23 protein-coding genes are annotated in these 26104 nt (G+C 46.7%); 13 read left to right on the top strand and 10 right to left on the bottom strand.

Translation table 11 applies throughout. The features are described from left to right. Nucleotides 1–66: 66 nt before the first annotated feature. A complete protein-coding gene (locus FTO70_RS10135; protein ID WP_255335639.1) occupies nt 67–2154 on the bottom strand; it encodes a DNA-directed DNA polymerase II small subunit in 2088 nt (695 codons plus the stop codon). 758 nt (nt 2155–2912) lie between these two features. On the opposite strand from FTO70_RS10135, the gene FTO70_RS10130 reads away from it, so the two are divergent. The 7 genes from FTO70_RS10130 to FTO70_RS18050 all read left to right on the top strand — a co-directional run bounded on the left by FTO70_RS10130 (nt 2913) and on the right by FTO70_RS18050 (nt 8785). Further along, nucleotides 2913–3470 carry a S26 family signal peptidase gene (locus tag FTO70_RS10130; protein WP_255335638.1) on the top strand — a complete coding sequence of 186 codons (558 nt, stop codon included), beginning with the start codon at nt 2913–2915 and terminating at the stop codon, nt 3468–3470. A gap of 314 nt (nt 3471–3784) precedes the next feature. Next, nucleotides 3785–4756, top strand: a complete 972-nt coding sequence (dusB, locus tag FTO70_RS10125) for a tRNA dihydrouridine synthase DusB (protein ID WP_255335637.1) — start codon at nt 3785–3787, stop codon at nt 4754–4756. A 619-nt stretch (nt 4757–5375) separates the two neighbouring features. Further along, the gene (locus FTO70_RS10120) at nt 5376–5924 is read left to right on the top strand and encodes a pyruvate ferredoxin oxidoreductase subunit gamma (protein ID WP_255335636.1); all 549 of its coding nucleotides are present in this window, start codon (nt 5376–5378) and stop codon (nt 5922–5924) included. Continuing rightward, a complete protein-coding gene (gene porD, locus FTO70_RS10115; RefSeq protein WP_255335635.1) occupies nt 5921–6181 on the top strand; it encodes a pyruvate synthase subunit PorD in 261 nt (86 codons plus the stop codon). The genes FTO70_RS10120 and porD overlap by 4 nt, the downstream gene beginning before the upstream one ends. Next, on the top strand, nt 6181–7392 hold the full coding sequence (porA, locus tag FTO70_RS10110) for a pyruvate synthase subunit PorA (RefSeq protein WP_255335634.1): 1212 nt from the start codon (nt 6181–6183) through the stop codon (nt 7390–7392). The genes porD and porA overlap by 1 nt, the downstream gene beginning before the upstream one ends. Next, nucleotides 7389–8279, top strand: coding sequence for a pyruvate synthase subunit PorB (porB, locus tag FTO70_RS10105; RefSeq protein ID WP_255335633.1), 891 nt, complete (start codon nt 7389–7391; stop codon nt 8277–8279). The genes porA and porB overlap by 4 nt, the downstream gene beginning before the upstream one ends. Nucleotides 8280–8512: 233 nt before the next feature. Continuing rightward, nucleotides 8513–8785 (top strand): pentapeptide repeat-containing protein, encoded by a 273-nt coding sequence (locus tag FTO70_RS18050; protein WP_369694361.1) that lies wholly within the window; start codon nt 8513–8515, stop codon nt 8783–8785. Between the two features lie 326 nt (nt 8786–9111). On the opposite strand, the gene FTO70_RS10095 is transcribed toward FTO70_RS18050, so the two are convergent. The 9 genes from FTO70_RS10095 to FTO70_RS10055 form a co-directional block, all read right to left on the bottom strand. Further along, on the bottom strand, nt 9112–9567 hold the full coding sequence (locus FTO70_RS10095) for a hypothetical protein (protein WP_255335631.1): 456 nt from the start codon (nt 9565–9567) through the stop codon (nt 9112–9114). Nucleotides 9568–10103: 536 nt separating this feature from the next. Then, nucleotides 10104–10940: a metal ABC transporter permease gene (locus tag FTO70_RS10090; protein WP_255335630.1), complete on the bottom strand. Its 837-nt coding sequence runs from the start codon at nt 10938–10940 to the stop codon at nt 10104–10106. 99 nt (nt 10941–11039) lie between these two features. Further along, nucleotides 11040–11804 (bottom strand): metal ABC transporter ATP-binding protein, encoded by a 765-nt coding sequence (locus FTO70_RS10085; RefSeq protein ID WP_255335629.1) that lies wholly within the window; start codon nt 11802–11804, stop codon nt 11040–11042. A gap of 86 nt (nt 11805–11890) precedes the next feature. Beyond that, nucleotides 11891–12949 (bottom strand): metal ABC transporter solute-binding protein, Zn/Mn family, encoded by a 1059-nt coding sequence (locus FTO70_RS10080; protein WP_369694359.1) that lies wholly within the window; start codon nt 12947–12949, stop codon nt 11891–11893. A gap of 292 nt (nt 12950–13241) precedes the next feature. Next, a complete protein-coding gene (locus FTO70_RS10075; protein ID WP_255335628.1) occupies nt 13242–13691 on the bottom strand; it encodes a metal-dependent transcriptional regulator in 450 nt (149 codons plus the stop codon). 119 nt (nt 13692–13810) lie between these two features. Further along, nucleotides 13811–15091, bottom strand: a complete 1281-nt coding sequence (locus FTO70_RS10070; protein ID WP_255335627.1) for a GntP family permease — start codon at nt 15089–15091, stop codon at nt 13811–13813. Nucleotides 15092–15133: 42 nt separating this feature from the next. Further along, nucleotides 15134–15643 carry a chemotaxis protein CheW gene (locus FTO70_RS10065; RefSeq protein ID WP_255335626.1) on the bottom strand — a complete coding sequence of 170 codons (510 nt, stop codon included), beginning with the start codon at nt 15641–15643 and terminating at the stop codon, nt 15134–15136. A 21-nt stretch (nt 15644–15664) separates the two neighbouring features. Next, nucleotides 15665–17734, bottom strand: coding sequence for a methyl-accepting chemotaxis protein (locus tag FTO70_RS10060; RefSeq protein WP_255335625.1), 2070 nt, complete (start codon nt 17732–17734; stop codon nt 15665–15667). A gap of 282 nt (nt 17735–18016) precedes the next feature. Then, nucleotides 18017–18427, bottom strand: a complete 411-nt coding sequence (locus FTO70_RS10055) for a response regulator (RefSeq protein ID WP_255335624.1) — start codon at nt 18425–18427, stop codon at nt 18017–18019. 1301 nt (nt 18428–19728) lie between these two features. Here FTO70_RS10055 and FTO70_RS10050 point away from each other — a divergent pair. The 6 genes from FTO70_RS10050 to FTO70_RS10025 all read left to right on the top strand — a co-directional run bounded on the left by FTO70_RS10050 (nt 19729) and on the right by FTO70_RS10025 (nt 25939). Beyond that, nucleotides 19729–20097 carry a response regulator gene (locus FTO70_RS10050; protein WP_255335623.1) on the top strand — a complete coding sequence of 123 codons (369 nt, stop codon included), beginning with the start codon at nt 19729–19731 and terminating at the stop codon, nt 20095–20097. 12 nt (nt 20098–20109) lie between these two features. Beyond that, nucleotides 20110–21219, top strand: a complete 1110-nt coding sequence (locus tag FTO70_RS10045) for a chemotaxis response regulator protein-glutamate methylesterase (RefSeq protein WP_255335622.1) — start codon at nt 20110–20112, stop codon at nt 21217–21219. A 20-nt stretch (nt 21220–21239) separates the two neighbouring features. Next, nucleotides 21240–23633, top strand: coding sequence for a chemotaxis protein CheA (locus tag FTO70_RS10040; protein ID WP_255335621.1), 2394 nt, complete (start codon nt 21240–21242; stop codon nt 23631–23633). Between the two features lie 55 nt (nt 23634–23688). Continuing rightward, nucleotides 23689–24621 (top strand): protein-glutamate O-methyltransferase CheR, encoded by a 933-nt coding sequence (locus FTO70_RS10035; RefSeq protein WP_255335620.1) that lies wholly within the window; start codon nt 23689–23691, stop codon nt 24619–24621. Beyond that, nucleotides 24593–25252 carry a chemotaxis protein CheC gene (locus tag FTO70_RS10030; protein ID WP_255335619.1) on the top strand — a complete coding sequence of 220 codons (660 nt, stop codon included), beginning with the start codon at nt 24593–24595 and terminating at the stop codon, nt 25250–25252. The genes FTO70_RS10035 and FTO70_RS10030 overlap by 29 nt, the downstream gene beginning before the upstream one ends. Before the next feature lie 195 nt (nt 25253–25447). Further along, complete coding sequence (locus FTO70_RS10025; protein ID WP_255335618.1) at nt 25448–25939, top strand: chemotaxis protein CheD; 492 nt, start codon at nt 25448–25450, stop codon at nt 25937–25939. The last annotated feature ends 165 nt before the right edge of the window (nt 25940–26104 follow it).

The raw sequence follows: 26104 nt of genomic DNA, 5'->3' as shown, positions 1-26104 counted from the left end.
GGCCGGGAACGCATCAAAACCAATAATACAAAAAGAGAATCAAAAACCGGGTATCGGGTCCAGAACTCAATCAAAAGCCAGGATTTTCACATCAAAATCCGCAAGATCCACCACGGGTACCCTGGCCGGCACGGGCATAAGGTTTACACGCTTCTGGAATTCGGTCTGGCCCTGCCAGGTCCCTGAGTTGACAAGGAGGACGTTTTTATAGCGCTGGACGCCCAGGGTGTGCACGTGGCCTGTGTGGATGATGTCCGGGACCTGGTCGATCACAAAATAATCTTTTTTCTCTGGAGAGATTGAGACCCTGCTCCCGTACATGGGGGCAAGGTGCCTGCGCTTAACCATCTCAAGGACGGCCCCTGCAGGTTCATGGTAAGAGACACCGGGTACGCTCGCCACCAGGTCGTCAATGGAACGGCCGTGGTAGATCAGGATGCTGACCCCGTCCAGGTCCACAAGGGCAGGGTTTCCGACAAAGGTGACGTTTTCCGGGAAATAGGCCCGGATTTTTTCCGGAAGGGAGGGCTGGGGCTCGGCCTGGCGGACTGCATCGTGGTTGCCGGGGCTTATGATCACACGGATGTGCCCGGGAACTTCCCTGAAGTATTCCCCGGCTTTTTTATACTGCTCGTAGACGTCCTGGATATCCAGTTCCATTTCCTGGTCAGGGTAGATCCCGACCCCGTCCACAAGGTCTCCTGCAACCACAAGGTAACGGATCTCGGATGCAATCTCCCGCATGGCTTCGGAGTCCGATTCCCCTTTCAGGAAATCCAGGAAATCGAGCCAGGATTCCTCGAGGAACTGAGAACTGCCCACATGCACATCCGAAATAAGCACGGCTTTCCCGTGGCTGCCGGTCCGGCGCTGCACGCTGTTCGGGACGTCGGGCTGGATTAGCTTTGTGGCAATCATCAGGTTTCCGTCATTGGTTACAGAGCCTGCAGCCCCGATTACCTCATCTAAGAGGACCCTGGAAGCCAGTTCAAAGAGCTCCTTGTCACTGTTCCGCACAAGGACGGAGAAAGAGCCTGTGGGGTCTTCCAGAGACAGGATTTTGTGCCCGTTGCTGGTGTTGCTTATATCGGAGACCATCCCGATAATCGCGATCTCCTCCTGTTTCCCATCCCCTCCCCGGCGGAAGCTCCTCCTCTTCAGGCTTTCGATGGGCCGAGAATTGATCCTGCTCCGGATGATCTCGGAGAGCCTGCTGTACCTGTCCCTGAAGTACTGTACAAACTGCATATACTCCCCCACACAGGTGGAATGCCCGGTTATGTCCGAAAGCACGGTCACGGGGTTTCTGCCTGAAATGTGCCTGACCCCTTCTGAAGGAGAACCTGACCTGGAAACCTGCGAAGAAACCGGAGAATTAAATGGAGAAGCCCGGCCCGGAGTGGAAAAGAACTGGTCAGCTCTGGAAGCCTGGCCTGAAGCAGGGAAGAGAAGCGAATTCCCGCGCCCCCCGGGAGAAGAAACAGGCCTATCCGCAGCCCCGGAAGATAAGGAAGATGAAATCGGGTCAGGTACGTCCTCCTCATAAGAAAGAGGGTCCGGGACTGATTCGGGACCAGAGGAAGGATCCGGGGAAAGATCAGGAGAATCAGGAGAATCAGGAGAAAGGTCTAAAGAGTGATCCTCAACAGTGCCCGGATAGGGGGCTGAATAGAAGCCCGGATGGGAGTCAGAATGGGAGTCAGAATGGGAGTCAGAATGAGAGTCAAGATGAGGGTCCGGCAAGGGGTCGAAAACATGAGGAGGGACCGCATCAGGCTCGGAAGAAAATTCCTCAGGCTCAGGAGATTCATGGAATTCAGAGGTTTTATCGAACTCAGCAGAGGACCTATCGAGTTCAGAAGACCTATGGTGCTCAGAAGATCTATTGGGCTCAGAAGATCTATTGGGCTCAGTGGAAAATGAATCAGGACCTTCTCTCCCATTTAGGGGAACGGAATTTAAAGGGTTTGAAGCTGCAAAACCCTCAAGATCAACGTGTTCGGCCTCAATTACGAAAACAGAATCATCAACTGTTGAAAGGACGTATTCGAGGAGGCGCTGAGGGGCATCACTTGATTTGATGAGTTCTGCGGCTCTTGGACTTATCTGATACCCTTCCTCTGTAACCGCCCTTATGATATCGATTTCATTCATAATTTAGACCTTATTGGACCTGAAGGCTTAAAGGCAAAGACCTGTTCAAAATATAAAAATTAATCAGATACAAAATAATGTAATACTACGAAGAATAATTTTATTAAGTTTGGATCAACAGAGCTGATCCTGAGATATTTGCTGTACCTCACAATAATACTTAAGAGCTTCTGACTTAAGAAGTTCTGATAGCTTTTAATGTTATCTTATAGGTTCCAATAATTCCGATAAATTCCGATAATTCCGATAGATTCTGATATTTTCTAGTTTTCGATAGCTTCCCAGCTTCCCGCAGGCTGCAGGTTTTTGATTGTAGGCCATAATTTTGGTCGATTTTCAGTAATTTCTGTCGATTATTTAGAAAGAAACTATAAAAATATCATAACTTGATGAATAAATTGAATATTAATATAGGATAAAAACAAATCATAATAAGACAAATTGTAACAAGAAAGCAGTAAAAGCAAAATGTCACACCAAATATCACAGCAAATGTTAAAGCAAATATCACAGCAAATGTTAAAGCAAATATCACAGCAAATGTTAAAGCAAATATCACAGCAAATATTATAGAGAATTGTGCATAAGTTAAAGGGAGCAAGGTGGGGCTCGTACAAAATTATAAATTACATTAGATTATGAGTTCGGATGGACAAAACAGGCTAAGATCAAACATATATACAGATTATATATACGGATTCCGGACCTGAGAAGACCGAATGAAATATAATACAGCATTAAAAGAATAAAGACTGATTATGAGCGGAACTAATACGGAAAATAGTGCCCGGGAGGAAGAAAACTTCTGGGTTTCCCTTGGGAAGGACATGCTGTCGGTTATAGCTGTCCTGATCACCTTTATGGTCCTATCCAAGCTGGCCTTCGGGCTCTGGACTCCCATGGTTGCAGTGGAATCCGGGAGCATGGAGCCCCACATGCAGGTAGGGGACATCATTTTTATCAAGAACATAGATAGGGTTAACCTCGTCACCAATGAGGAAGGGGCAAGTTCAGGTTATATGTCGTTTGGGGACTATGGAGATGTGATCCTCTATCGCCCCTACGGACAGGAAGGTGTAACTCCGATCATCCACAGGGCCATGTACTATGTGGAGGCCGGACAGCCCATGTGGGAAAACGGGCCCATTGCCCCTTACTCCGGGTACATAACCAAAGGGGACAATCCCGTAACAAACAAACACTTTGACCAGGAAGGGCAGATAAGCTACCATGTACCCGTAAAAGAGGAATGGGTCATTGGGACCGCACAGTACAGGATTCCTTACGCTGGCCATGTGAGACTGCTTTTTTCATAAGCTGTTTCATGTGCTGCTTCATGTGCTGCTCATATGTCCTTTACTTTTTTTCAGATTTCAATTTCCCACCCGGATACTTCCACCCTCTGATTTTTTAATTTTCAGGACTGATTTGTTCATTTTCCGGATTCGCACTCATTGCAAAGTTTTATGCGAAATCTTTTTGAATACTCAATAAATCAGAGTAATATCAAAACGTTGAAATATATCACAACTTGAAGTGCCCGCTAAAATAGAAACTATTAAAACAGAGACGTAAAACAGAGAACAGGGACGTTTCAAAAAATCGCCAAAAATAGGGCAAACACGGAAAAATGAAGCTCAAGAAATTAAAAATTGGCAGGACAGAACTTCCGGGAAACCTTCTTCTTGCACCCATGGCAGACGTGACGAACCTGGCTTTCAGGCTGCTCTGCAGGAGCTACGGGGCCGACCTCACGTACACGGAGATGATCAGCGCAGATGCCCTGATAAATGAAAACCGAAAAGCCGTCCTCAAGGGGCTGGCTTCCAGGGAAGACAGGCCTTTTGGGGTCCAGCTTGTTGGAAGCTCGCCGGAGAAACTGCGGGAAGCTGCACTCTTTGTGGAAGAAGAGTTCAGGCCCGAAGTAATCGACGTAAACCTGGGCTGTCCTTCAAAACGTATCACAGGGACAGGCTGCGGCTCGGCCCTTCTCCGCTCCCCGGAACTTGTCTATGGGATAATATCGGAGCTTACAGGCACTCTGAATACCCCTGTGAGTGCAAAGATCCGTATCTTGAAAAGTGAGGAAAAGACCCTTGAAATTGCCCGCCTGATAGAAAAGGCCGGGGCTTCGGCCCTGACCGTGCACGGCAGGACTGCAGAGCAGATGTACTCCGGAAACTCAGACCTTGCCCGCATAAGGGCTGTAAAAAATGCACTTTCGATTCCCGTGATTGCAAATGGGGATATCAGGGACGAGGAGTCTGCGGAAAAGACCCTGGAATTCACGGGCTGCGACGGGCTCATGGTCGGACGTGCGGCAATGGGAACTCCTTTTATCTTCAGGCGGATCAGGCACTACCTGGAGACCGGGGAAAAGCTGGAGATTGACCCGCAGGCCCAGCAGTCCGGGGATTTTGAAGCTTATATAACCTTACTTGAGGAGCACGGGCTTCTCCCTTCCATCAATCTGCGGATGCATGCCCAGTGGTTTACAAAAGGGTTGCATGGCTCGCGGCATTTCAGGGAAAAGATTAACAACCTGGAAGATGGAAAGTCCATAGTTGAGTTGATGAAAATTTCCTTTCCGGAAAAAATCTAAAATATATATTATTTTCAGGAGAGAATTTGTCTACGGCGAAAATAAGAAAAAACATACATGGGAAAAAGGTTAACCTGAAGACCGGAAATGAAATACATCTAAAAAATAATTTTTATTTAGAAATATTTAAATATGACTTTCTAAACTTCACCGAAAAACTAATAATAAACTACACTATTATCCATGAACATCGGGCATTATACGGCGTGAACATATAATTGAAAATATACTTAAGATCGGTTTCAATAGTAATTATGAATGAGCGATTATAATAAGTAAATATTAGATTTTCAGGTTAACAATAGCTGTCCTGAAAATGTTGAAACTATATGCATTTGCCGGTTGTGTCCGCACAAAGCTCCAGATGCCTCATCCTGTATCGGATGCGGGGTTGAGTCTTACCAGCGTTGAAACTTACCAGCGTTGAAATTGACCGGACATCTGCCAGCATCAGGATAATTGAATTATTCCAGTGTGACCGACAGCAATGTGACCCTACAGACTGCCGGAATATCACCGAAAAACAGTAAAACCACCAAAAAGCAAAACCACCAAAAAGTAAAGATTCACCGAAAAACGGAAAAATACTAAGAAAATTGCGTTTAAGAGGAGAACCCAGATGAAGGAAATCAGAATACACGGCAGAGGAGGCCAGGGTTCTGTCACTGCAGCTGAGATGCTTTCTGTAGCAGCTTTTGAAGACGGGAAATTCAGCCAGGCTTTCCCCGCCTTCGGAGTTGAGCGCAGAGGTGCCCCTGTGCAGGCGTTCACCAGAATCAGTGACAATCCCATAAGGCTTCGTAGCCAGATCTATACACCTGATTACGTTATCGTCCAGGATGCAACCCTGCTTGAAACTGTCGACGTTGCAAGCGGGATAAAAGATGACGGAATCATAATCATCAACACAAAGGAAACGCCGGAAGACCTCAAGCTTGATACAAATGCAAAGGTCATGACCGTAGACGCTACAAACGTGGCTATGGACATCATAGGCCGCCCGATCGTGAACACTGTCCTCCTGGGTGCTTTTGCAGGCGCAACCGGGGAGATTAATGTGGAATCTATCAAAAAAGCCGTAAAGGACCGCTTTACAGGCAAAGTGGCCGAAAAGAATGCCGAAGCTATTCAGAAAGCCTATGAACTGATCAGGGGAGAAGAAGCATGAAGATCACAATTGGCGGAGTCTGCGAACCGGGCTCGACCCTGGTAAACAAAACCGGAGGCTGGAGAAACTTCCGTCCCGTCTATATTTACGAAAAATGCACCAAATGCGGGATCTGCGAAATAGTGTGCCCTGATATGTCCATTCTTCCGCGGGAAGACGGCTTTTTCGAGTACAACTATGACTTCTGCAAGGGCTGCGGCATCTGTGCAAACGAATGCCCTGCAGATGCGATTGAAATGGTCCTGGAGGAAAAATAATGCCTCTCAATGCAGCTGACAAAGCTAAAATGGTGGTCGTTGAAGGTTCCTATGCGGTTGCACATGCTGCAAAGGTCAGCCGTCCAAATGTGATTTCCGCATACCCGATCACCCCCCAGACCCATATCGTTGAGGACTTATCCCAGTTTATGGCGGACGGGGAAATCCCGAACTGCGAGTACATCAACGTGGAATCCGAATTCTCGGCAATCTCGGCCCTTGTGGGCGCCTCAGCCGTTGGGGCAAGGACATATTCCGCAACCACTTCCCAGGGTCTTTTGCTCATGCACGAGGTGCTCTTCAATGCCGCCGGGATGAGGCTTCCAATCATCATGACCGTGGCAAACAGGGCAGTAAGCGCCCCGATCAACATCTGGAACGACCACCAGGACGCAATTGCCCAGAGGGACACCGGCTGGCTCCAGCTCTATGCCGAAGACGTCCAGGAAGCCGCAGACATGGTCCCCCAGATATTCAAGATCGCAGAGGACAAGGATGTGCTCCTGCCGGGCATGGCCTGCATGGACGGGTTCATCCTCTCCCACGTCTACGAACCTGTGGTGCTGCTTGAGCAGGACCTGACCGACGAGTTCCTGCCGACATATGAGCCGGAACAGGTGCTTGACCCCAAAAACCCGCTGACTTTCGGGGCATTTGCCGACCCCTCCACCTACACGGAATTCAGGTACCTGCAGGAGAAAGCAATGCAGGCAGCCCTTCCGAAGATTGAGGCCGTTTCAAAGGAGTTCGCAGAAATCTTTGGCAGGGACCACGGTGGGCTTGTCGACGGCTACTATCTCGAAGATGCCGAGATCGTGCTCATGTCCATGGGCTCCCTTGTGGGCACCCTCAAGGACGTTGTGGACGAGTACAGGGCAAAAGGCGAAAAGATCGGCATCCTGAAAGTGAGGTCTTTCAGGCCCTTCCCGAAAGAGCAGATCAGGAAAGGCATTTCAAAAGCAAATGTTGTGGTTGTGCTTGACAAGAACATCTCCATCGGGACCAACGAAGGCGCCCTCTTTACGGAGACCAAGTCCTGCATGTACAACAGCAGGTGCGATATCCCGATTATCGGCTACACCCTGAACCACGGCGGCCGCGACGTGCGCGTGGAGCTTGTCAGCAAGATCATCGAAGAAGCAAAGAAGGTCGCAAAGTCCGGAGTTACGGTTGAAAGCCAGTTTGCTGATGTCAAGGAGGAGTTGCTATGAGTAAATCCGCACCGAAAACCTACCTTGCCCCGGGACACAGAGGCTGTGCAGGCTGCTGTGACGCCCTTGCCGCAAAGTTCATGCTCATGGGCGCAGGCCCGGACTGCATCATCATTAACCCTACAGGCTGCCTGGAAGTCATGACCACACCCTTCCCGGAATCCGCCTGGCAGGTCCCCTGGATCCACTCTCTCTTCGAAAACGGAGGTGCAGTGGCATCAGGTGTCGAGGCTGCCTTAAAAGCCCTCGGCAGAAAGGAAGGCACCAAAGTCATCGGAGTCGGCGGAGACGGCTCGACAATGGACATAGGGATCCGGTCCCTCTCAGGCGCTTTTGAGCGGGGCCATGACATTACCTACGTCTGCGTGGACAACGAAGCCTACATGAACACCGGGATCCAGAGAAGCTCCGGAACCCCCTTCGACGCCTCCACAACGACAAGCCCCGCAGGCAAAGTCTCCTTCGGAAACCCGCGCCCGAAGAAGGACATGCCCGCCATCATGGTCGCCCACGGCGCCCCGTACGTGGCCACAACCTCAATCGGCTTCCCAAGGGACATGATCAGGAAAGTAAAGAAAGCCACCGAAACTGTGGGCCCTGCATACATCCACGCCCACGCCCCCTGTCCCACCGGCTGGGGCTTCGACGGCTCAAAGACCATCGAGCTTGCAAAACTCGCAGTCGAGACCTGCCTCTGGCCCATGTACGAGATGGAAAACGGAGAGCTCACCCAGGTAAGAAAGGTCAAGGACCCAAAGCCCGTCGAGGAATACCTCAGGGCTCAGAAGCGGTTCAAACACCTCTTCACCATGGAAGGCGGCGAAGAAGAAATCGCAAAAATCCAGGCTGCTGCAGACTGGAACATAAAACATTACGGACTTCAGTGAAAACTGAAGTTCCTTTTTTTCTTTTGTTTTTTGAGCTCTTTTTTCGGGTCTGGACTTTTTTGCTTGATTTTTGATTTTCAAGTATCGGTTTTTGTTCTAATGTTGCTATTTTTTCCGAGTTCCCGGTTGTAAGATTTCGGTTTTGTGCTGATAGCCAGGACAGTGCTAATGGTGTATTCCGGACTGTCTTGTCCCGCACCTTCGGTGCGGCTGGAGCAAGATAAGGATCAGAAATAAAAGATTTAATCAAAAAATCAAAGGAACCAGGAAAAGACTTTTGTGTAGAAGGGGCAGGCATCTGCGTAGAAGACACCGTTTTTAAAGACACCGTTTTTAAAGACACCGTTTTTAAAGACACCGTTTTTAAAGACACCGTTTTTAAAGACACCGTTTTTAAAGACACCGTTTTTAAAGACACCGTTTTTAAAGACACCGTTTTTAAAGAAATCGTTTTTAAAGAAATCGTTTTTAAAGACACCGTTTTTCACAGATGCCTTGCATGCTAAATATCTTTTACTAAATATAATACTAAGGGTGTACTGAAATTTCTTACTAGATTCCAGAAGTGCCACGAATTATTGAAACAGTCAGGAGTTTCCACATCAGACCACTGTAATCAGACCACTGTATAGCCTTTAAACTCAGAGGCGCCGAGGTTCTAATAGACGACTTTTTTCTCAATTTCCAGTTAAAGAGCAAGGCGAGCAGCTCCGGACCTATTTTGGAAAAGAAGAAATGTATAAAATGGGAAAAAAGTATAGGAAGATTTTAAAAATTTTAAAAATCTACAAAAATTTTAAAAAATTATAGAAGAAAGTACGTTGTCGGCTGATCAAATGTCAGCCAACGGCAGCTGCCTTCTAAGGTCAGGCAAATACCCTTCTCTGTGTAATGCTATTTTGTAGTCACTGACCGCTTTACAGATTTTGTGAGTGTATTTTAAGCAGTCGCTGCCCACATCCCCTTTGAATAAGAGTTTCTCCGTTTTCTCCATAAACTCAGGATAAACGAACACAAATTCTTCTTTAGTGTGCAGGAACAGGGCTGAAAAATCCCTGTGGATGCCCATGCTTCTTTTCAGCAGTTCGACGTTTAAATGGTCCTCAGACAGATAGTTCGTGAATTTTACAAAAGTATAAAAGTCTGCGATGTTCTGGTTTAAGGAGTTTAAAATCGAATGTAAAACGTTGTCAGTTTCCGGAAGAGGCATATCCGGAAGATTCAGGTTTTCACCATCGAAAATTTCGTTTTCTTCTATGTTTTGATCCCGGGTTGTTTCACGGTCCATTTTATCACCCTGGTGTGATGTTTTTTTGTTTTTTTCGTTTTAAGGTGGTGGTTGGAAGTTTCCGTTTTATCCTCTTTTTGAGAGGTCCAGTCACTTTACCCGTTTTTGAGGTGGCTTTGTGTGTGGGTGCACACGCTGATAGTACAATGCTGACAGCACATATGTTGACGGGACATATGTTTACCTGTCAGGTGGTTTTTTGACAGTACACATGTGACTTATAGGTGACCTTGTAAGTACATGTGCTGATATTTACGTGTTTATAATTGTTTTGTTTTTGTTTTTTTTGTTTGTTTTCAGGTCAGCTACTTCCCCCACTTGAAGAGGTGGGTAATCGTTTTTCCCAGTGGTGTCTTTAGATTCCGTTTTTTTCCCTGGTCGCCTCAATCGTGGAAGTTATGTAAAGTAAACTGGAGTAAATCCAAAAGCTTCTTGCGGCTCACTCTATATAAAATCTTTGTTGTATAATTTTATCAAAATGTCCCCTTCAGTCCATAAATACTCTTATAAAAAACACAAATTCACAAAAATGAGCTTCAGGGACTGTTTTTAGCCCCGGAAACTCCTCTTCCGTCAAGCATCTCCATCCCGACGGCTACCAGCCCGTACACGAAACTCAGCACCAGGATGATTGTTGCCCCTGAAGGGACGTCCAGGGCATAGGACAGGCCGATGCCTGTGACACTGATCACGCCTCCGAAGAGGATGGAGATCAACATCATCTGTTTCAGGTTGTGGGTGAATTTGCGGCTCAGGGTGGCGGGGATGGTCAGGAGGGCTATGACCAGGATGATCCCGACTACCTTGATCAGGACGACTATAGTGAGGGCGATTATGCAGAGCAGGAGGAGATAGAGCTTCTGGGTCGGGACGCCCTGTACGGTAGTGAACTCTTCGTCGAAGCAGAGGGCAAGGAATTCCTTGTAGAAAAGGTAAACTGCGCCCACGATGACCGCGTCTAAGGCAAGCATCAGGTAGAGGTCAAAACGGGGCACGGTCAGGATGTTTCCGAAGAGGTAGGTCATGAGGTCAGGGGCATAGCCCGGAGTCAGGTAGACGAAGATGATCCCGAGAGCCATCCCCAGGGACCAGAGGATGCCGATTGCACTGTCTTCCGGGATTTTGGATTTCTTGCTCACCGTACCCATGACCAGGGCCGATAAAAGGCTGAAGGGAACAACGCCGAACATGGGGTTGATCCCCAGATAATAGCCGAGGCCTATCCCCCCAAACGAAGCATGGGCTATCCCGCCGCTTATGAAGACGATCTTTTTTACCACCACATAGACGCCTATTATCCCGCAGGCGATGCTGGCGAGGACTGCGGCGGCGAGGGCGTTCTGGATGAAGCTGTACTGCAGAAGTTCAAACATTTTTCATTTCTCCTTGTCAGGATCAGTTCCGGGGCCGAGTTTTCAAATTCTCCTGTTCAGGATCGGTTTCCAGGATTATTATTTCAGAATCATCCGGAATCAGGAATTCCCGTTATGCCGCTCAAGCACCCTGTGAGGTACCCCGTGGGCGATCAGTTCTACCGGGCACTGGTAGGTAGCTTCAAGGTCCTCAACCGGGATTTCCCTGGAATTGTGGTAGTGAAGCTTGCGGTTTAAGCAGGCGATCCGGTCCACGTAGACCGAAACTGCGCTCAGGTCGTGGGTAACCATAATAACCGCCATATCTTTTTTAAGCCGGTCCAGAAGGCGGTAGAGTTCGTCCTGCATGTGGGGGTCAAGCCCGGAGTTGGGCTCGTCCAGGAGCAGGAGTTTGGGGTTTGTGGCAAGGGCCCGGGCAATAAAGACCCTCTGCCTCTGCCCGCCTGAGAGCTGCCCTATCTGCCGGTCCTTATACTGGAACATCTCCACGGTCTTTAAGGCTTCTTCAGCAGCCTTTTTATCTTCCTCACTGTATTTCTTCAGGAAGCCCGTGTGGCTCATCCGCCCTGTAAGGACCACTTCCCAGACACTTATTGGGAAATCAAAGTCAAAACGCTTGTACTGGGGCACATAGCCCACAAGGTCCCTGCTCTTTTCAGGAGGTTTTCCAAAAAGCTTCACGCTTCCCCTGTATGGCTTTAAAAGCCCCAGGAGTACTTTCAGGAAGGTGGTTTTTCCTCCCCCGTTTGGCCCGATGATCCCGAGCAGCCCTGCGGGTTCTGCAAGTTCCAGGTTCACGGACTCCAGGATCACCTGGTTTCCATAGCGCACCCAGACGTCTTTAATTTCTACGACCTTCTCCATTGCCTTTCATTCCACCTATCGTTTTTATTCTCATCCCGGCTTATGCTATTTTGATATTTAACCGAAAACTCAAAACTTCAACGACCTTAAACGAGGTTCCTGGCGAAGATATCGGACACTTCGTCCATATTTGCAATATAATCTTTTGCAAGTGGGTCCACAACCACCACTTCTCCTCCGATCTCCTCAGCCACAGCTTCCGCGCTCCGTGTGCTGAACTGGGCCTGGATAAAGATGACTTTGACATTCTTCTCCTTTGCAACGCTAATCAGCCGGGTCAGGTCCTGTGCACTCGGTTCTTTTCCTTCAATTTCTATCGGAATCATATTCAGCCCGTAATCGGCGGCAAAATAGCCCCAGGACGGGTGAAAGACCATGAAGCTCCTTTCCTTGCGCCCCTCCAGCTTTGCCCTTATCCTCGCATCCAGAGCATCCAGTTCTTCCAGGTAAGCGTCCCTGTTTGCGGCATAATAAGCTTCATTCTCAGGGTCGACCTCCACAAGCCCCTCATAGATGTTCTGGACCATTATCTTCGCATTTGCAGGGGATGTCCAGATGTGGGGGTCAAGGCCTTCGTGGGCGTGCTCTTCCCCTTCAGCTCCGGGCTCACCTTCAAGGTCGCCTTCAAGCTCTTCGGCATACCCTTCTCCCGACCCTTCGGCATGCACATCGCCTTCTTCGTCCCCATGGTTGTGAGCAGCCAGTTCCCTGAGTTCGATCCCTTTCGAGCAGTCCACAACCAGCATTTCACTGTTGACGGCCTCGATCTTGTCCATCCAGACTTCCTCAAAGGGCAGGCCAGCACCGACGATAGCGTACATCCGGGCTTCGCTCACTTCCCTGAGCTGCCCGGCTGAGGGTTCATGGGTGGCAGGGCTTGCCCCGGGAGGGATCATGACAACGGCCTTTACCCGGTCCCCTCCGACCTTTTCTACAAATTCAGCCTGGGGAAGGACACTTACAGCAACAATAATAGGTTCTTCCACTACACCCGCTTCAGTCCCGTTTCCGGCCCCTTCGTCACCCTGGTTTTCCCCAGGGCCCGTGCAGCCGCTGGCAAAAAGGCTTAGACCAATAACCAAAAGCACTAAAACAGGTAGAATTTTCAGCTTCATGCTTCCGAATCCCATTCTCTTCATCTTCATTTTTACACCAATCCCGTTTTTAGCAATCCCTTTTTTGGCAGTTCGTTTTTAGTAGCCCGTTTTTTAGTAGCCCGACTTTCAGCAATATCCAAAATATTTCAGTGATTTTGGAACAAGACAAATTTGGCAAAGACAAGTTTGGCATATACCCAACTTTTTGGAGTATTCTAGCTTATTTTTGGAGTATACCCAAATTTTTGAATCGCGAGTTTGTTTACGTGATTGTTTACCTGTTTTTTTGCCTGCTTGTTTGCTTTTCAGCTGCGCTGTAAAGGTTCATTCATGCCGGTATTCAACTGTGATGTTCCTCATGGAAACATTTCTCGTGGGTTATCTCTCCACATACCCCGACCATCGGATGGCCCATCGCGCTGCAGATTTTGTTAACCGCATCCCTGGAAACGAAAGCCTCAAGACGGGAAACCTCGGAACATGCCTCTTCCGTTGAGAGGCCATAATGAGTTAAAAGAAGGCTCAAGATCCTGTGCCGCCTGACAAGGAATTCCGCATATACTTCCCCCAGCTCCGTCAAATCCACGCCCTTGTAGGGCACATGGTTCAGGTAACCTGCCCCTGCAAGTTCATTCAAGGTCTTGCTTGTGGTTGAGGGATCAACCTTCAGACTGGAGGAGATCTCGGTAGTCTTGACTGTGCCTCCTTTTTCCAGAATGAACTTAAGGTAATCCACTTTTCTCGGCGAGAGTTCCAGGCCTGTAAACTCCGGACAGCTCTGTTCATTCATATAGAGAAATTCAAATAACGGGTATTTATTTGTTTGCCATATACCAAATTATAAAATATTATTTGAGATGTGGCAAAAAATAACCAGAAAGGGACCAGAAAAAAGACCAGAACACAGTTTCAGTAGAAGAAAACGTAGGCTCCACAGACCAGCAGGAAGCTTACCCCTCCCATCAGAGCTCCCCCCAGCGTGTAAGCCCTAAAGACCTGAGGGGGTTCCAGTTCAGCCAGTTCCCCGAAAATCCAGAAGAAAGGGTCGTTGACGTGGGAAAATACGAAAGTGCCTGAGGCCATTGCAAGTATGAGAATTTCCACAGGAAGTCCAAGCTCCGGAACCAGGGGCATCAGGAGGGAAGGGGCAACAAGCATGGTCACGACCCTTGAACCCTGCACGGTTTGGAAAGCTGCAGCAACAAGAAACGGCACAAGTATATGGGGCATGTTCAGCTGCATGAAGAGCTGCCCCAGGGCCTGGCCTACCCCTGTCAGGGCAAGGGTTGCGCCAAGTGCCCCGCCTCCGCAGAGGTCGAGAAGGACAACTCCACCTCTTCTTACGGCTTTTTCTACGAGGGCCCTGAGCTCGGCAGCTCCCAGTCCCCTGCCGGAGAAAAGGGAGAGAAGGACACCTATCAGGAGAGCTACATTAGGGTCCCCGAGGAAGGCTAGAAGGGAAGGAGGGTGCTCAAAACCTGCCTGTGAAAGGATAAGGAGGAGCGGGAAAAAAACCGGGCCATAGGCTTCAAGCCTGTGAGGTTTGCCGAATTCCGGCATTATCTGCTCACCTGCGCCTGAAAAGCCGGTAGCTTCTGCTCCAGTGAACCTTCTGGCATAGAGGTAGCCTGCAATAGAAGTGGGAAGGGCAATAAAAAATCCCATGATGATGAGCATATCCGTATTTGCAGAAAGCTCCCCTGCTGCCGAAAGTATCACAGGGGAAGGGTAGACGAGGTTAAAAGAGGCAAGGGCACCCAGTGCAAGTGCAGTTGCAGTGGAAATGGAGGGGTTATGAAGTTTGGATGAAAGCTCTTTTGCTATCGGGACAAAGATGACATAGGCCAGGATGCAGCACATCACGGGCACCGAGAAAAGAAAACCCAGAAAATTCAGGGAAAGCAGGGGATTCCTGGAAAAACGCATGATGTCATCGGCGATTACGGACATACCCCCGGTCCGCTGGAGCAAGAGCCCGATAACGCTCCCGCAGGTGATGATGACCGCAAAATGGGAAAAGACCCTGCCCATGCCTGCAGTTACCGCTTCCACTGCACCCAGGGGCTGCCCTGCGAGGATCCCTGTGAGAATGGATACGGAAACAAGGCTCAAAAAAGGGTGAAACCTGAACCTGGCGGTAAAGAGCAGGATGCAGACAAGGGCAAAAAGGAAGATAAGGATCGGGTTCATCTTAAGGAAAAGTTTCTATTCACATATAAAATCATATTTCTCTTACATTTCTCCGGATGAAGCCAGTTGCCCGAGTTCATCGACTTCTTCTTCTCCAAGCACCTTTGCAAGGTTTAAGAGAATGAGAAGCCTGTCCCCTACCTTCCCGACTCCGTTTAAGTATTCGGAATTTATTTTTGACTTGATCATTTCCGGGGTGGGTTCAATGCATAAAAGAGGCAGCCTCATAACCTGTCTTACGGAATTCACGAGCATGCCGATGATGGTGTCGCCTACTTCCACTATAACGATCCGGGAGAGCTCATCACTCTCCTTCGGGCTGAATCCCAGGCGGGTATTCAGGTCGATCACGACAACGATTTTTCCCCGCAGGTTGATGAGCCCATTTACACATTCAGGAGCCTGGGGGATTCGGGTGATCTTCGGAGAGGGAAGAATTTCGGAGACCTGCATGATATCGACCCCGAACTCTTCTCCCGAAAGCTCAAAGACCACTAACTGAAGCCCTTCCTCCGAAACCCCTGTTTCCTGCTTTGATGTCTCGCCAAACATGTCAATACCCCTCAACAGGCCTCAAACGGATGTTTTTTCCGAACCGTTTTCGGAATCCCCGATCCGGAACTTTTCCGTAGCTTTCTTCATCCGTTCTCCGAGCAAAGAGAGGTCACTGGCCATACTGGCAAGCTCGGACATGGACGCACTCTGTTCTTCAAGTGCAGCTGCAGCTTCCTGGGTCCCTGCTGCGGACTGTTCCGATATTGAGGATATATCCTCCAGGGTGGAAGTTATCTCTTCAATGGATGCGGACTGTTCCTCTGTTGCGGCAGCAACGTCCTCGATCATATTCGTAATGTCGTTGATCGTAGAGACAATCCCCCTGACCATCTCAAGGGCCCCGTTTACGGAATCTGAACCGACCCTGACATCGCCTTTGCTGGCTTCTATGCACTCTACCGTGTTGCTGATGCTAATCCTGATTTCCTCGATCAGCCTTGAAATATTCTTTGCCGCACCCCCGGACTCTTCGGCAAGTTTGCGGACCTCATCGGCCACGACAGAAAAGCCTTTGCCGTGCTCGCCAGCCCTTGCCGCCTCAATTGCGGCATTGAGCGCAAGCATATTGGTCTGGTCGGCAATCCGGGTAATAAGCGCCACGATCTCATTGATCTGCTGGGATTTGGAGTCCAGGTCTTTAATCACAACTTCAGTCTCACCCACAGAAGACTTAATGCGGTCCATTTTTGTCAGGACTTCCCTGGAAACTTCCCCAATATTGTTAACTGTGTCATTCACCAGGTTCGTATTTTTGGAAACTTTCTGGGTATTGTCCGCAACTTCCTGAATGTTGTGAGTCATGTCCTGCATGGCATGGGTTATGTCGACTATTTTTGAGGTCTGTACTTCTGCCCCGTGAGAAATTTCCGTCGCCGTATCCGAAATCTTTCTTGAGGCCGATGCCACCTCCTCGGAAGAGGCAGACATTTCCTCCGAAAGCGTGGCAAGATGGAGCGAACCGTCCTGAATTTCCCGGATAAGCCGCCTCAGGTTTTCAACCATGCCCTTAAAGGCTTCCGAGAGAAGGGCAATTTCACTCCTTGAGGTTCCTTCAATCTCAACCGTGAGGTCCCCTTTAGAAATACTCTCAGCAGCGTTAAGTAATTCGTAAATCGGCTTTCTGTAGAGGTCCAGAATAACATAAACGAGGATTGCACCGATAAAAATCGACAGGAGAGTGACAAGAAGGATCTTATCGACAGATTCCCTGATCAGAGCGTCCAATTGATCTTTCTGATCGGCACTGGCAGATGCAGCGATTTCTTCTACCTGTGAGGCTATGACATCCATATTTTTCTGGGAAGCAGCTTTTCTTTCTTCCAGGACTACCAGCCGCCCGAAATCTGCACTAATTTTCTCTGTCTCAGAAATCATCATTTCTACACGATCAATATTTTCCTGCTTTTCCAGGCGTAAACTCAAGTTATCAAGGTGCTCAATGACATCCCCCGAAATCTGATCATAATTCTCAGCGTGCTGGTGGTCTCCGGTGATAATATAGCTCTGATATTCATTTTTGCCCTGCAGCATCATTATCCTGATTTCCTGAGTGTCCTCAGCATTAGACAATTTTTTCAGAAGGACTTCATCTGCAGCCCCTTTTTCACCGTATTGTTTATACTGGGCCATCTGGTCCAGATAGACCTCTTCGATCACCCCGAACATTTCTGCCCTTTTTACAACAAACTCGCTTTCTATGGCAGCCTGTTCATCTTCTGCCTTAACATAATCGTCAAATGATGCCCTGTAATCACTGGAAGCCTTCAGGACAGCCTCCATTCGGTCTCTATTTACCTCGTCGAGATAACCGGTGTATATTTCTCTGGATATCGCTGCCTGTGTTGGCACAAGATCAAGATGATAGTACACTGTATCCCGGTACGCAGGGTCTCCGTAAATAATATACCTTTCCTCTGCTTGCACGGCCCCCTGCATATTATTCATAATATAGGTCATGTTTTCAATGGCCCGGGTTTTCTTCTCAACATTATTCATGCCGTCGTAACCCGTGTACCCAACAAAAAAGATCAAAACAAGGAGAAGAGCAAATCCTATCACCAGATGCCCTATTTTTGTGTTTTTAAACATCTTTTTTCACCTTTGCCTCCAAAATGTCCGCCTTTAACTAACTTCCACCCGATAATCAAATTGCCACTCTGCACGCGACGTGCGCTGAGAAAAGGAAACTGACGGAAATAAATGTAAATTTCATAAATGTAATCTTGTCCGAATTTCCTAACAGGTATTAGTTATAGAAGTTCATAAATTTTCTGATACTCTGATGGTTCGGAGTTTATTATGATTCAGAGCTTATCCGATTCAGAGCTTATCCGATTCAGAGCTTACTTCGGAACTCAAGAAGGCCCGGGCTCAACCCGTTAGAAATTCTTCAATTTGAGACCTGAAAATGCCGAAGTTTATAGGTTTCGACAGGACAGCAAGACATCCCGCTTCAAGGAACTGTCTTTCACTTTCAGGATCAGTATACCCTGTTACTGCAACAACCCTGATTTTCTGGGTTTCAGGCCTATTCTTTATTCTTTTGAGAAACTCAAGGCCGTTCATCTTAGGAAGTTCCATATCCAGCAGGATCAGGTCTATTTTGGCCCCTTCAAGAACTTCCAGAGCTTCCAGGCCGTTTTTTGCTTTTTTTGGCTCATATCCAAAAGATTTCAGCAGATCCGCCTCAATCGTAAGGTTAAGTAAATTATCCTCAACGAGCAGGATTTCAGGCATATGAATCAACTCTCTTGAGTGTTTTACAAACCTTTTTTCAAACACAGTGATTCCCTAGAGAGGATCCTTGCTGGCGGGGCTGAAAAGGAGATCAGTTTTAAAGGACTGTTTAACAGCCATTTTAACAGATCCATTTAACCAGGTCGCATCGCTACAGATCTGTCAACCAGAGCACCAGTACATTCTCCGTAAAGTACCCACCCAATCAACTCTCCAGATTAATTAACTGCTTCAAACAGGATAATCCACAGGATAATCCACAGGATAATCCACAGTTTAATCCACAGTTTAAGCAACTTACAGACCACAGATTTTTCTGTGAGTGAGCTTAAAACCGGAGAGCTTTCCTCTGGGTTCTGCGTTTCATTAGTAACACTGCAGTTTTCGATTAATAAGATAGTTTTCGACTGGAATATTTTCTACTATATTAGCTGATAAGTTTTAGCTGATAAGTTAGCTGATAAGAACTTTAATGGTATGAACTGAGATACCACAATGGAGGGATTCAGCAAAAGCTAACAGATTTCCCCAACTTATAAGGTAACATATGAACTAAAACAAATATAAAGTTATTTATTAAGCCCTATTTCACTACTTTAATTTACCTGGAAACAAAATAGCCATCAGTTGGACTTAAACTCTGGCTCTAACATTCACAGAGAACTGGCTCTAAGATTCACAGAGAATTATTAAAATGGTTAAATTAGTCACATGCCTGATTATATAATTTCGTATTTAAACAAATAAAACTATTATCCAGTTATTTTTAATAATAATTTTTAATAAATAATCTAAGATATTATTACATATAAAAAAATCATTAAAAAAGCATAATATAGTAAGTGTCGTATATAAGATTCCCAAGCAATATTCCCAGGCAAGGAATTGAATTTTAGAGAGATAACGTGCTGGTTAAATAAAATTGACTCCGACATTTATAGTAGGGGGTCGAGAAAATTTAAAGTGACAATATGAAAAAGTCACCTTGGAACGTTTCACATCACACGGGTATATCACTCAGGTAAACTTCATGGACTGTAAACTTCATGGACTGTAAACTTCATGGACTGAAGTCAAAAAATCCAGGTTGTCAATTCTGTCAATTTATGGTTGTTTTTCTCACTTGCAGAGCCCTTATCCATTAAATTGCAATTGCAATTTTTGTAAAGAACGTTTCATAAAGACGTTTTGTGAACATGCTTGTTAAAAATTCATTCCTTAAAGAAAAATAAGTAGTAAACAGTAGTAAATAAAATGAAATAGTAAAAATGGCAAAATAGTAGTGCTGTTTGTCATTTTATGCTATTTGCCACTTGCTTTACGAAATCGTAAAAGAAGGGAACGACATGGCAAGAATTATGATCGTGGACGATGCCGAATTTATGCGAATGGTGATCAAGGATATCCTGTTAAAGCACGGACACGAAGTGGTAGCTGAAGCGGCAAGGGGGGAGGAAGCAATTTTCAAATATCTGGAAGTAAGGCCGGATATCGTGCTTATGGACATCATTATGCCGGACATGGAAGGGACCGAAACATTGCAAAGGCTGCTTAACATGGATCCAGAAGCAAAAGTGGTGATGTGCTCCTCTCTTGGACAGCAGTCCGTGGTAACAAAATCCATAAAAATAGGCGCACAGGACTTCATAGTAAAACCCTTTGAACCTTCCAGAATACTGGACGTAATTGCAAGGATTGCTGACCAAAATAACTAAAGAAGTGCTTCGATGACCATCCGCGCACTTGTAGTCGACGACTCCGCTTTGATCCGCAAAGTCCTTTCTGATATACTGGACAAAGATCCCAAAATCGAAGTCATCGGAACAGCGATCAATGGAAAGGACGCCCTTGAAAAAATTGAAAATTCCAGGCCCGACATCGTGCTTCTTGACAACGTGATGCCGGTACTTGATGGCCTGAAAACCCTTGCCCGAATCATGAAAGAATACCCGACCCCCGTAGTCATGGTTTCGGCCCTTGGGGAAAAGGCCGAAGAAATCACCCTGACTGCATTCGAATACGGGGCCGTGGACGTTATTGAAAAGCCAGGGGGAATCCTCAGCCATAGCATTCCGGAAATGGCTGAAGAAATTTGCAAAAAAGTGAGAGCGGCAGCAAAAGCCAACCTTGGCAATCTGGGATGCATGTGTGATCCCGAAAGCAACAAGCCGGAAAAAATTGAAAAAGAGGAAGGAAAAACGAGGGGAAGTGTCTCTCCGGTAAAAAATGTCCTGGCTATAGGAGCGTCCACAGGGGGTCCAAGAGCCCTTGAAAAACTTATAAGTGCGCTTCCTGCCAGCCTTCCGGCTGCAGTTCTTGTTGTGCAGCATATGCCTCCGGGCTTTACTGCATCCTTTTCAAAAAGGCTTGATGCGAAGTCCTCCCTCAGGGTAAGGGAGGCAAAAGAGGGAGATGAGGTAGAAGAAGGAGTCGTGCTCGTGGCTCCGGGAGATTACCACATGGAAATTGTCAGGAAGATGATAAACGGGCTTCAAAGAGAGGTTGTCCACCTCAACCGGGGCCCGAAGGAACTGGGGACCAGGCCTTCCGTTAACGTCCTTTTCAGGTCAATTGCCCCTATTTACGGGCCGAGGATTATTTCTTTGATCCTGACAGGAATGAACTGTGATGGGGCCGAGGGGGCCGAGGAAATAAAAAAAATGGGAGGAAAGGTAATCGCAGAAGCTCGGAGTTCATGTGTGGTTTACGGCATGCCCGGAGAAATAGTAAGAAGAAAACTTGCGGACCTGGTACTCCCTCTGGACAGGATGGCTGCAGAACTCCTGAACATAATGGAGCAAACTTCTCCCCCTTTACTGCAAAAAACCGATGACTGATAAGCAAGCAGGAAACGATTATGGATCTGTCAAAGTACATGGGCATTTTCAGGGCAGAAGCCGAAACAAAACTCAAGGAACTAAGTGATTCCCTGCTGGTACTTGAGCAAGACCCTGAAAACATAGAGCACATAAACATAATGTTCAGGTCAGCCCACACTTTGAAAGGCATGGCTGCAACGATGGGGTTCAGGCAGATAGTCGAGCTCACCCATGAAATGGAGAGCCTTGTGGACAGGCTCAGAACAGGCCAGCTCAAACTTGATGAGCCCATGACTGATCTTCTCTTTGAATGCCTTGACGCTCTGGAAAGCCTTGTTGAAAGTACCTGCAAAAATATGGCATGTAAACCAGGCGAAAATAAAGCCGAAAAAATAGAGGGAAGGGGGAACGGAAGTGGATTAGACAGCGGAATTCCCCCCGAAACTGCCAGGGTTTTAAATGCCCTAAGGGCACTAACCACCAAAACTGCAGGAACCCTCCCCGAAGAAAAAGCAAGTGGCATGGTACACGGGGAAGAGTTACAGAGGGAAGGTTCACCCCTATCTTCAGCTGCAGAAGAGGAAACTCCTGCGTTAAAAGATTCCTCAAAAGAAGAAAATTATCCTGTGAGAAATTATCCTGCAAAGAAGCCTGAACTTTCAGAAACTGAGCGGGAATTGATAAAAGAAGCGGAAAAGGAAGGATCGAAGGTATTTCTAGCCCACGTTGCCCTGGAAGAGACCTGCCTCATGAAAACTGCCCGTTCGGCCCTGGTAATACGCAAACTTTCGGAAAACGGGAACATTATCAAAACTATACCAGCTCTCGAGGACCTGGAAAATGAGAAGTTCGGCTTTGACTTTGAAATAATCTTTTCAACAAAAAAAGATGAAGCCACCATAAAAAAGGAAATTGGCAGAATCATCGAAGTAAAAAATCTAATTCTCAATTCTCTGGGTTCTGGACTTGAAAAAAGCCCTGAAGATGCTCCATCTGAAGAAGTTGAAAGGGAAGCTGAAAGGGAAGTTGAAAGGGAAGCTGAAAGGGGAGTTGAAAGGGAAGCTGAAAGGGGAGTTGAAAGGGAAGCTGAAAGGGGAGTTGAAAGGGGAGTTGAAAGGGGAGTTGAAAGGGGAGTTGAAAGGGGAGTTGAAAGGGGAGTTGAAAGGGGAGTTGAAAGGGAAGCTGAAAGGGGAGTTGAAAGGGAAGCTGAAAGGGGAGTTGGAAAGGAAACTGAAAGAAGTGAAAAAAATGTCTTTGTTTTTCCCAGGCCCGGTCCGAAGATCAAGAGCGTCCAGAGTGTGAGGGTCAGTACGGATCAGCTTGATAAGCTCATGAACCTGGCAGGCGAACTTGTGATCTCCAGAAGCAGGATCAGTCAGTTAACCCGAGACCGGGAATCCAAGGAGCTGGATGCCGCACTTTCGGAATTCCAGAAACTCACAAAGGAGATACAGGAGGAAGTGATAGAGGCAAGGATGGTGCCTCTTGACCAGGTTTTTAATATGTTTCCCAGAATGGTAAGGGACCTTGCAAAGGAAGAAAATAAAAAAATCGATTTTATAATCAGGGGAAAAGAAATCAAGCTTGATAGAACTGTTCTGGATGAAATTGGAGACCCTCTGGTGCACCTGCTGAGAAACGCGGTGGATCACGGAATCGAAAGTCCGGAAAAGCGCCTGGAACTTGGAAAAAATGAGACCGGAACGATAATGCTCACTGCTTTGCGGCAGGAAAACCATGTCCTGATCAAAATTGAAGACGACGGGCAGGGAATGGACACGGCAAATCTCCGAAAAGCTGCAGTAGAAAAGAAAATTATCTCGGGGGAAGAGGCCGAGCAGTTCTCGGAAAGGGAGGCATTGCAGTTAATCTTTGCGCATGGCTTCAGCACCGCCAGCAGGGTTACGGACATCTCGGGGAGGGGCGTGGGAATGGACGTTGTGAAAAACCGGGTGGAGCACCTCGGAGGTTCCGTAAGAATCGAATCAAACCCCAAAATAGGTTCAAGGTTCGTGCTGAAACTGCCCTTAACCATCGCCCTGTACCAGGCCATGCTGGTAGAAGTAGGGGAAGAAAAATACGCTATTCCCTTCATCAACATAATAAAGAACGTCGAGGTCGGCAGAGAAGAACTCCGGCACATAAGGGGTGAAGAAGTTCTTATATCAGGTGAAAAGGTGTTGCCCCTCCTGAGGCTGCGCCGGCTGTTTCAACTGCCTCCGGATTCGGAAAAGGAAAGGCTCACTGTTGTCATAGCGGAAAAAGCAGGACAGCCCATAGGGATTGTTGTGGATAAACTGCTGGGAAAACAGGAAGTCATAATAAAAAACTTTAAAAGCAGACTTGTGGAGAAGACCGGAGGGTTTGCAGGAGCAACAATTCTGGGCGACGGAAATGTGGTACTGATCCTTGACATCAACACCCTCATTTGAAAATAGAAGAAACTGAACAGAAGAAACTGAACAGAAGAAATAAAATGTGGATGAAATGAATACTGGACCTGATGGAAAAAGGAACATTGCTGAAAAAGGTAACAGCACTGGGAAAAGCTCTGTAGAGGATCTTTTTGAGGAGGACCCGGGTTTTGAAGTGTTAAAGCAGGTGATCACGAAAAACACAGGCTTTAACTGTAACCAGTATAAGGAATCTCATTTCAGGCGTAGAATTAACGTACGGGTGAGGGCCACCAATTCCGGCAGCTATGCAGAGTACCTCAAAGTCCTGAAAAAAGACCCTGAAGAATACAGGCACCTGATTGAGGCCCTGACCGTTAATGTCAGTGAGTTTTTCCGCAATCCTGAAACCTACAGGATAATAGAAGAAGAAATCCTGCCGTCTGTGATCAAATCCAAATCAGAAGCAATGATAAAATCAATCCGGATCTGGAGTGCGGGTTGTGCCTCGGGAGAAGAGGCTTATTCCTTTGCCATCTTGCTGCATGAAATTTTAAATAAAGACTTTGATAAATACAGGATCAGCATCATTGGAACGGATATTGACACTTTAAGCCTTGAAAAAGCCAGGAAAGGTATCTACAACGAAAGTGTGATGAAAAACGTGGATACAAGCACAAGGGAACTTTATTTTACAAAAAAAGGTGAAAAATACCAGATTTCCGAGCAGCTGAAAAAAATCGCCCATTTTAAGCAGCATGACCTGATTTCCGGGTCCGGAATGAGCCATTTTGACATTATTATCTGCCGGAATGTCATGATATATTTTAAAAAAGAAATCCAGGAACACCTTCACATTAACTTTTATCGAGCTCTGAACACCGGAGGATATTTCATAATAGGAAAAGCAGAAACACTTCTGGGGACCGCAAATAACCTCTTTAAACCCTACAACACAAGAGAGCGTCTTTACATAAAGGGAACTTCAGGGGATATACATGGGACAGGAAATAAGGAATCTAAGTGAACTAAGGAATTTAAGCGACTTTGAATACGGAGCGCTGAAAGAAATAGGAAATATAGGGGTTGGAAATTCGGCAACCTCCCTTTCAAGACTGGTCCACAACAGCGTCCAAACCAGAATCCTGAACACCAGGCTTGAATTAATAGAAAATGTACCAAAGGTAACGGGCATTTCAGATTTCCCTTTTGTAGGGACGTTCGTGCATATTGAAAAAGAGCTGAATGGATATATCCTGGTCTTTTTCTCGGAAGACAGCGCCAGAGCTCTCTGCCAGACCCTTTCCGTAAATGAAGGGAAAAATCTCTCCTTAGAGACAAATAAACCTTTGTTCGAAGAAGTAAGCCACATCCTGGCCGGGACATTTATAAGTACTCTTGACAATTTTTTACATATAGACGCCTCAATTTCAACACCCTATACAGCATATGACATGTTCAGCTCGATCCTGAACTACGTACTTACGGAAATGAGTTGTAAAGCGGATTTCGCTCTCATATTTGATGCAGAGTTTCTTGTAAAGGAAAAAAAGATCAATGGGAACTTTGTCACCCTACTTGACCCCGCTTCTCTTGATTACGTGTTAAAGAAAGTCAATGATATTATTAATGGTATGGATATTAATTATATGGATTGAAAGAAAAGAATGTGAAATTTATCAAATAACTGGATACATTTTATGGAAAGTAAATAATTATTAGAAATGCATGATAAATTATTGTATAGAACTATTTAAGAATCATAAATTCCTAATTACTCAAGGACAGACATTATTGATTTTCCAAAAGAGTTGATTAATGAACTAATCCATACCCCGGGAGGGGTTTGCAAGGTGACAGATTCCAGCCTGATTCTTGTGGGAACAGGGGACTATGCAGTAGCCAGAAGCCCTGTAAAATTAAAGGCCTCCGGACTTGGTTCCTGTGTAGGGATAACACTCTATGACCGGGAAACAAAGGTAGGAGGCCTCATCCACGTCATGCTTCCGAGCATAAAGGAAGCTTGTTTGAAGGCTAATCCGGCTAGTAATCCTGCCAAGTTTGCAGATTCGGGAATTGAGCACCTTTTGGAAGAAGTAGTAAAGATAGGGGCCTGCAGAAAACGGCTCGAAGCAAAGGTAGTGGGTGGGGCAAGCATGTTCTCAACCACACATCTGAACATAGGCGAAAGAAACACAAAGTTGGCAAAAAAGACCCTGGAAGAACTGGGAGTAGCTATCGTTGCCGAAGACACAGGCAAAAATTACGGACGTACAATAACCTTCGACATATCTACAGGCGACCTCCTAGTAAAGACTGTTCTTGAGGGCAACAAAATTATCTGATTTGTCTTTCCTGAAGGATATATCCCTAATTTATTTCCCTGAGTCTTTTATCTGAGTCTTTTATCTGAGTCTTTTATCTGAGTCTTTTATCTGAGTCTTTTATCTGAGTCTTTTATCTGAGTCTTTTATCTGAGTCTTTTATCTGAGTCTTTTATCTGAGTCTTT

Origin of the sequence: Methanosarcina sp. KYL-1 (genome assembly GCF_024372725.1) — an archaeon.
Classification (GTDB): domain Archaea; phylum Halobacteriota; class Methanosarcinia; order Methanosarcinales; family Methanosarcinaceae; genus Methanosarcina.
The sequence above is the reverse complement of the archived record's forward strand: the minus strand, read 5'-3'. Positions and strand labels throughout refer to the sequence as shown.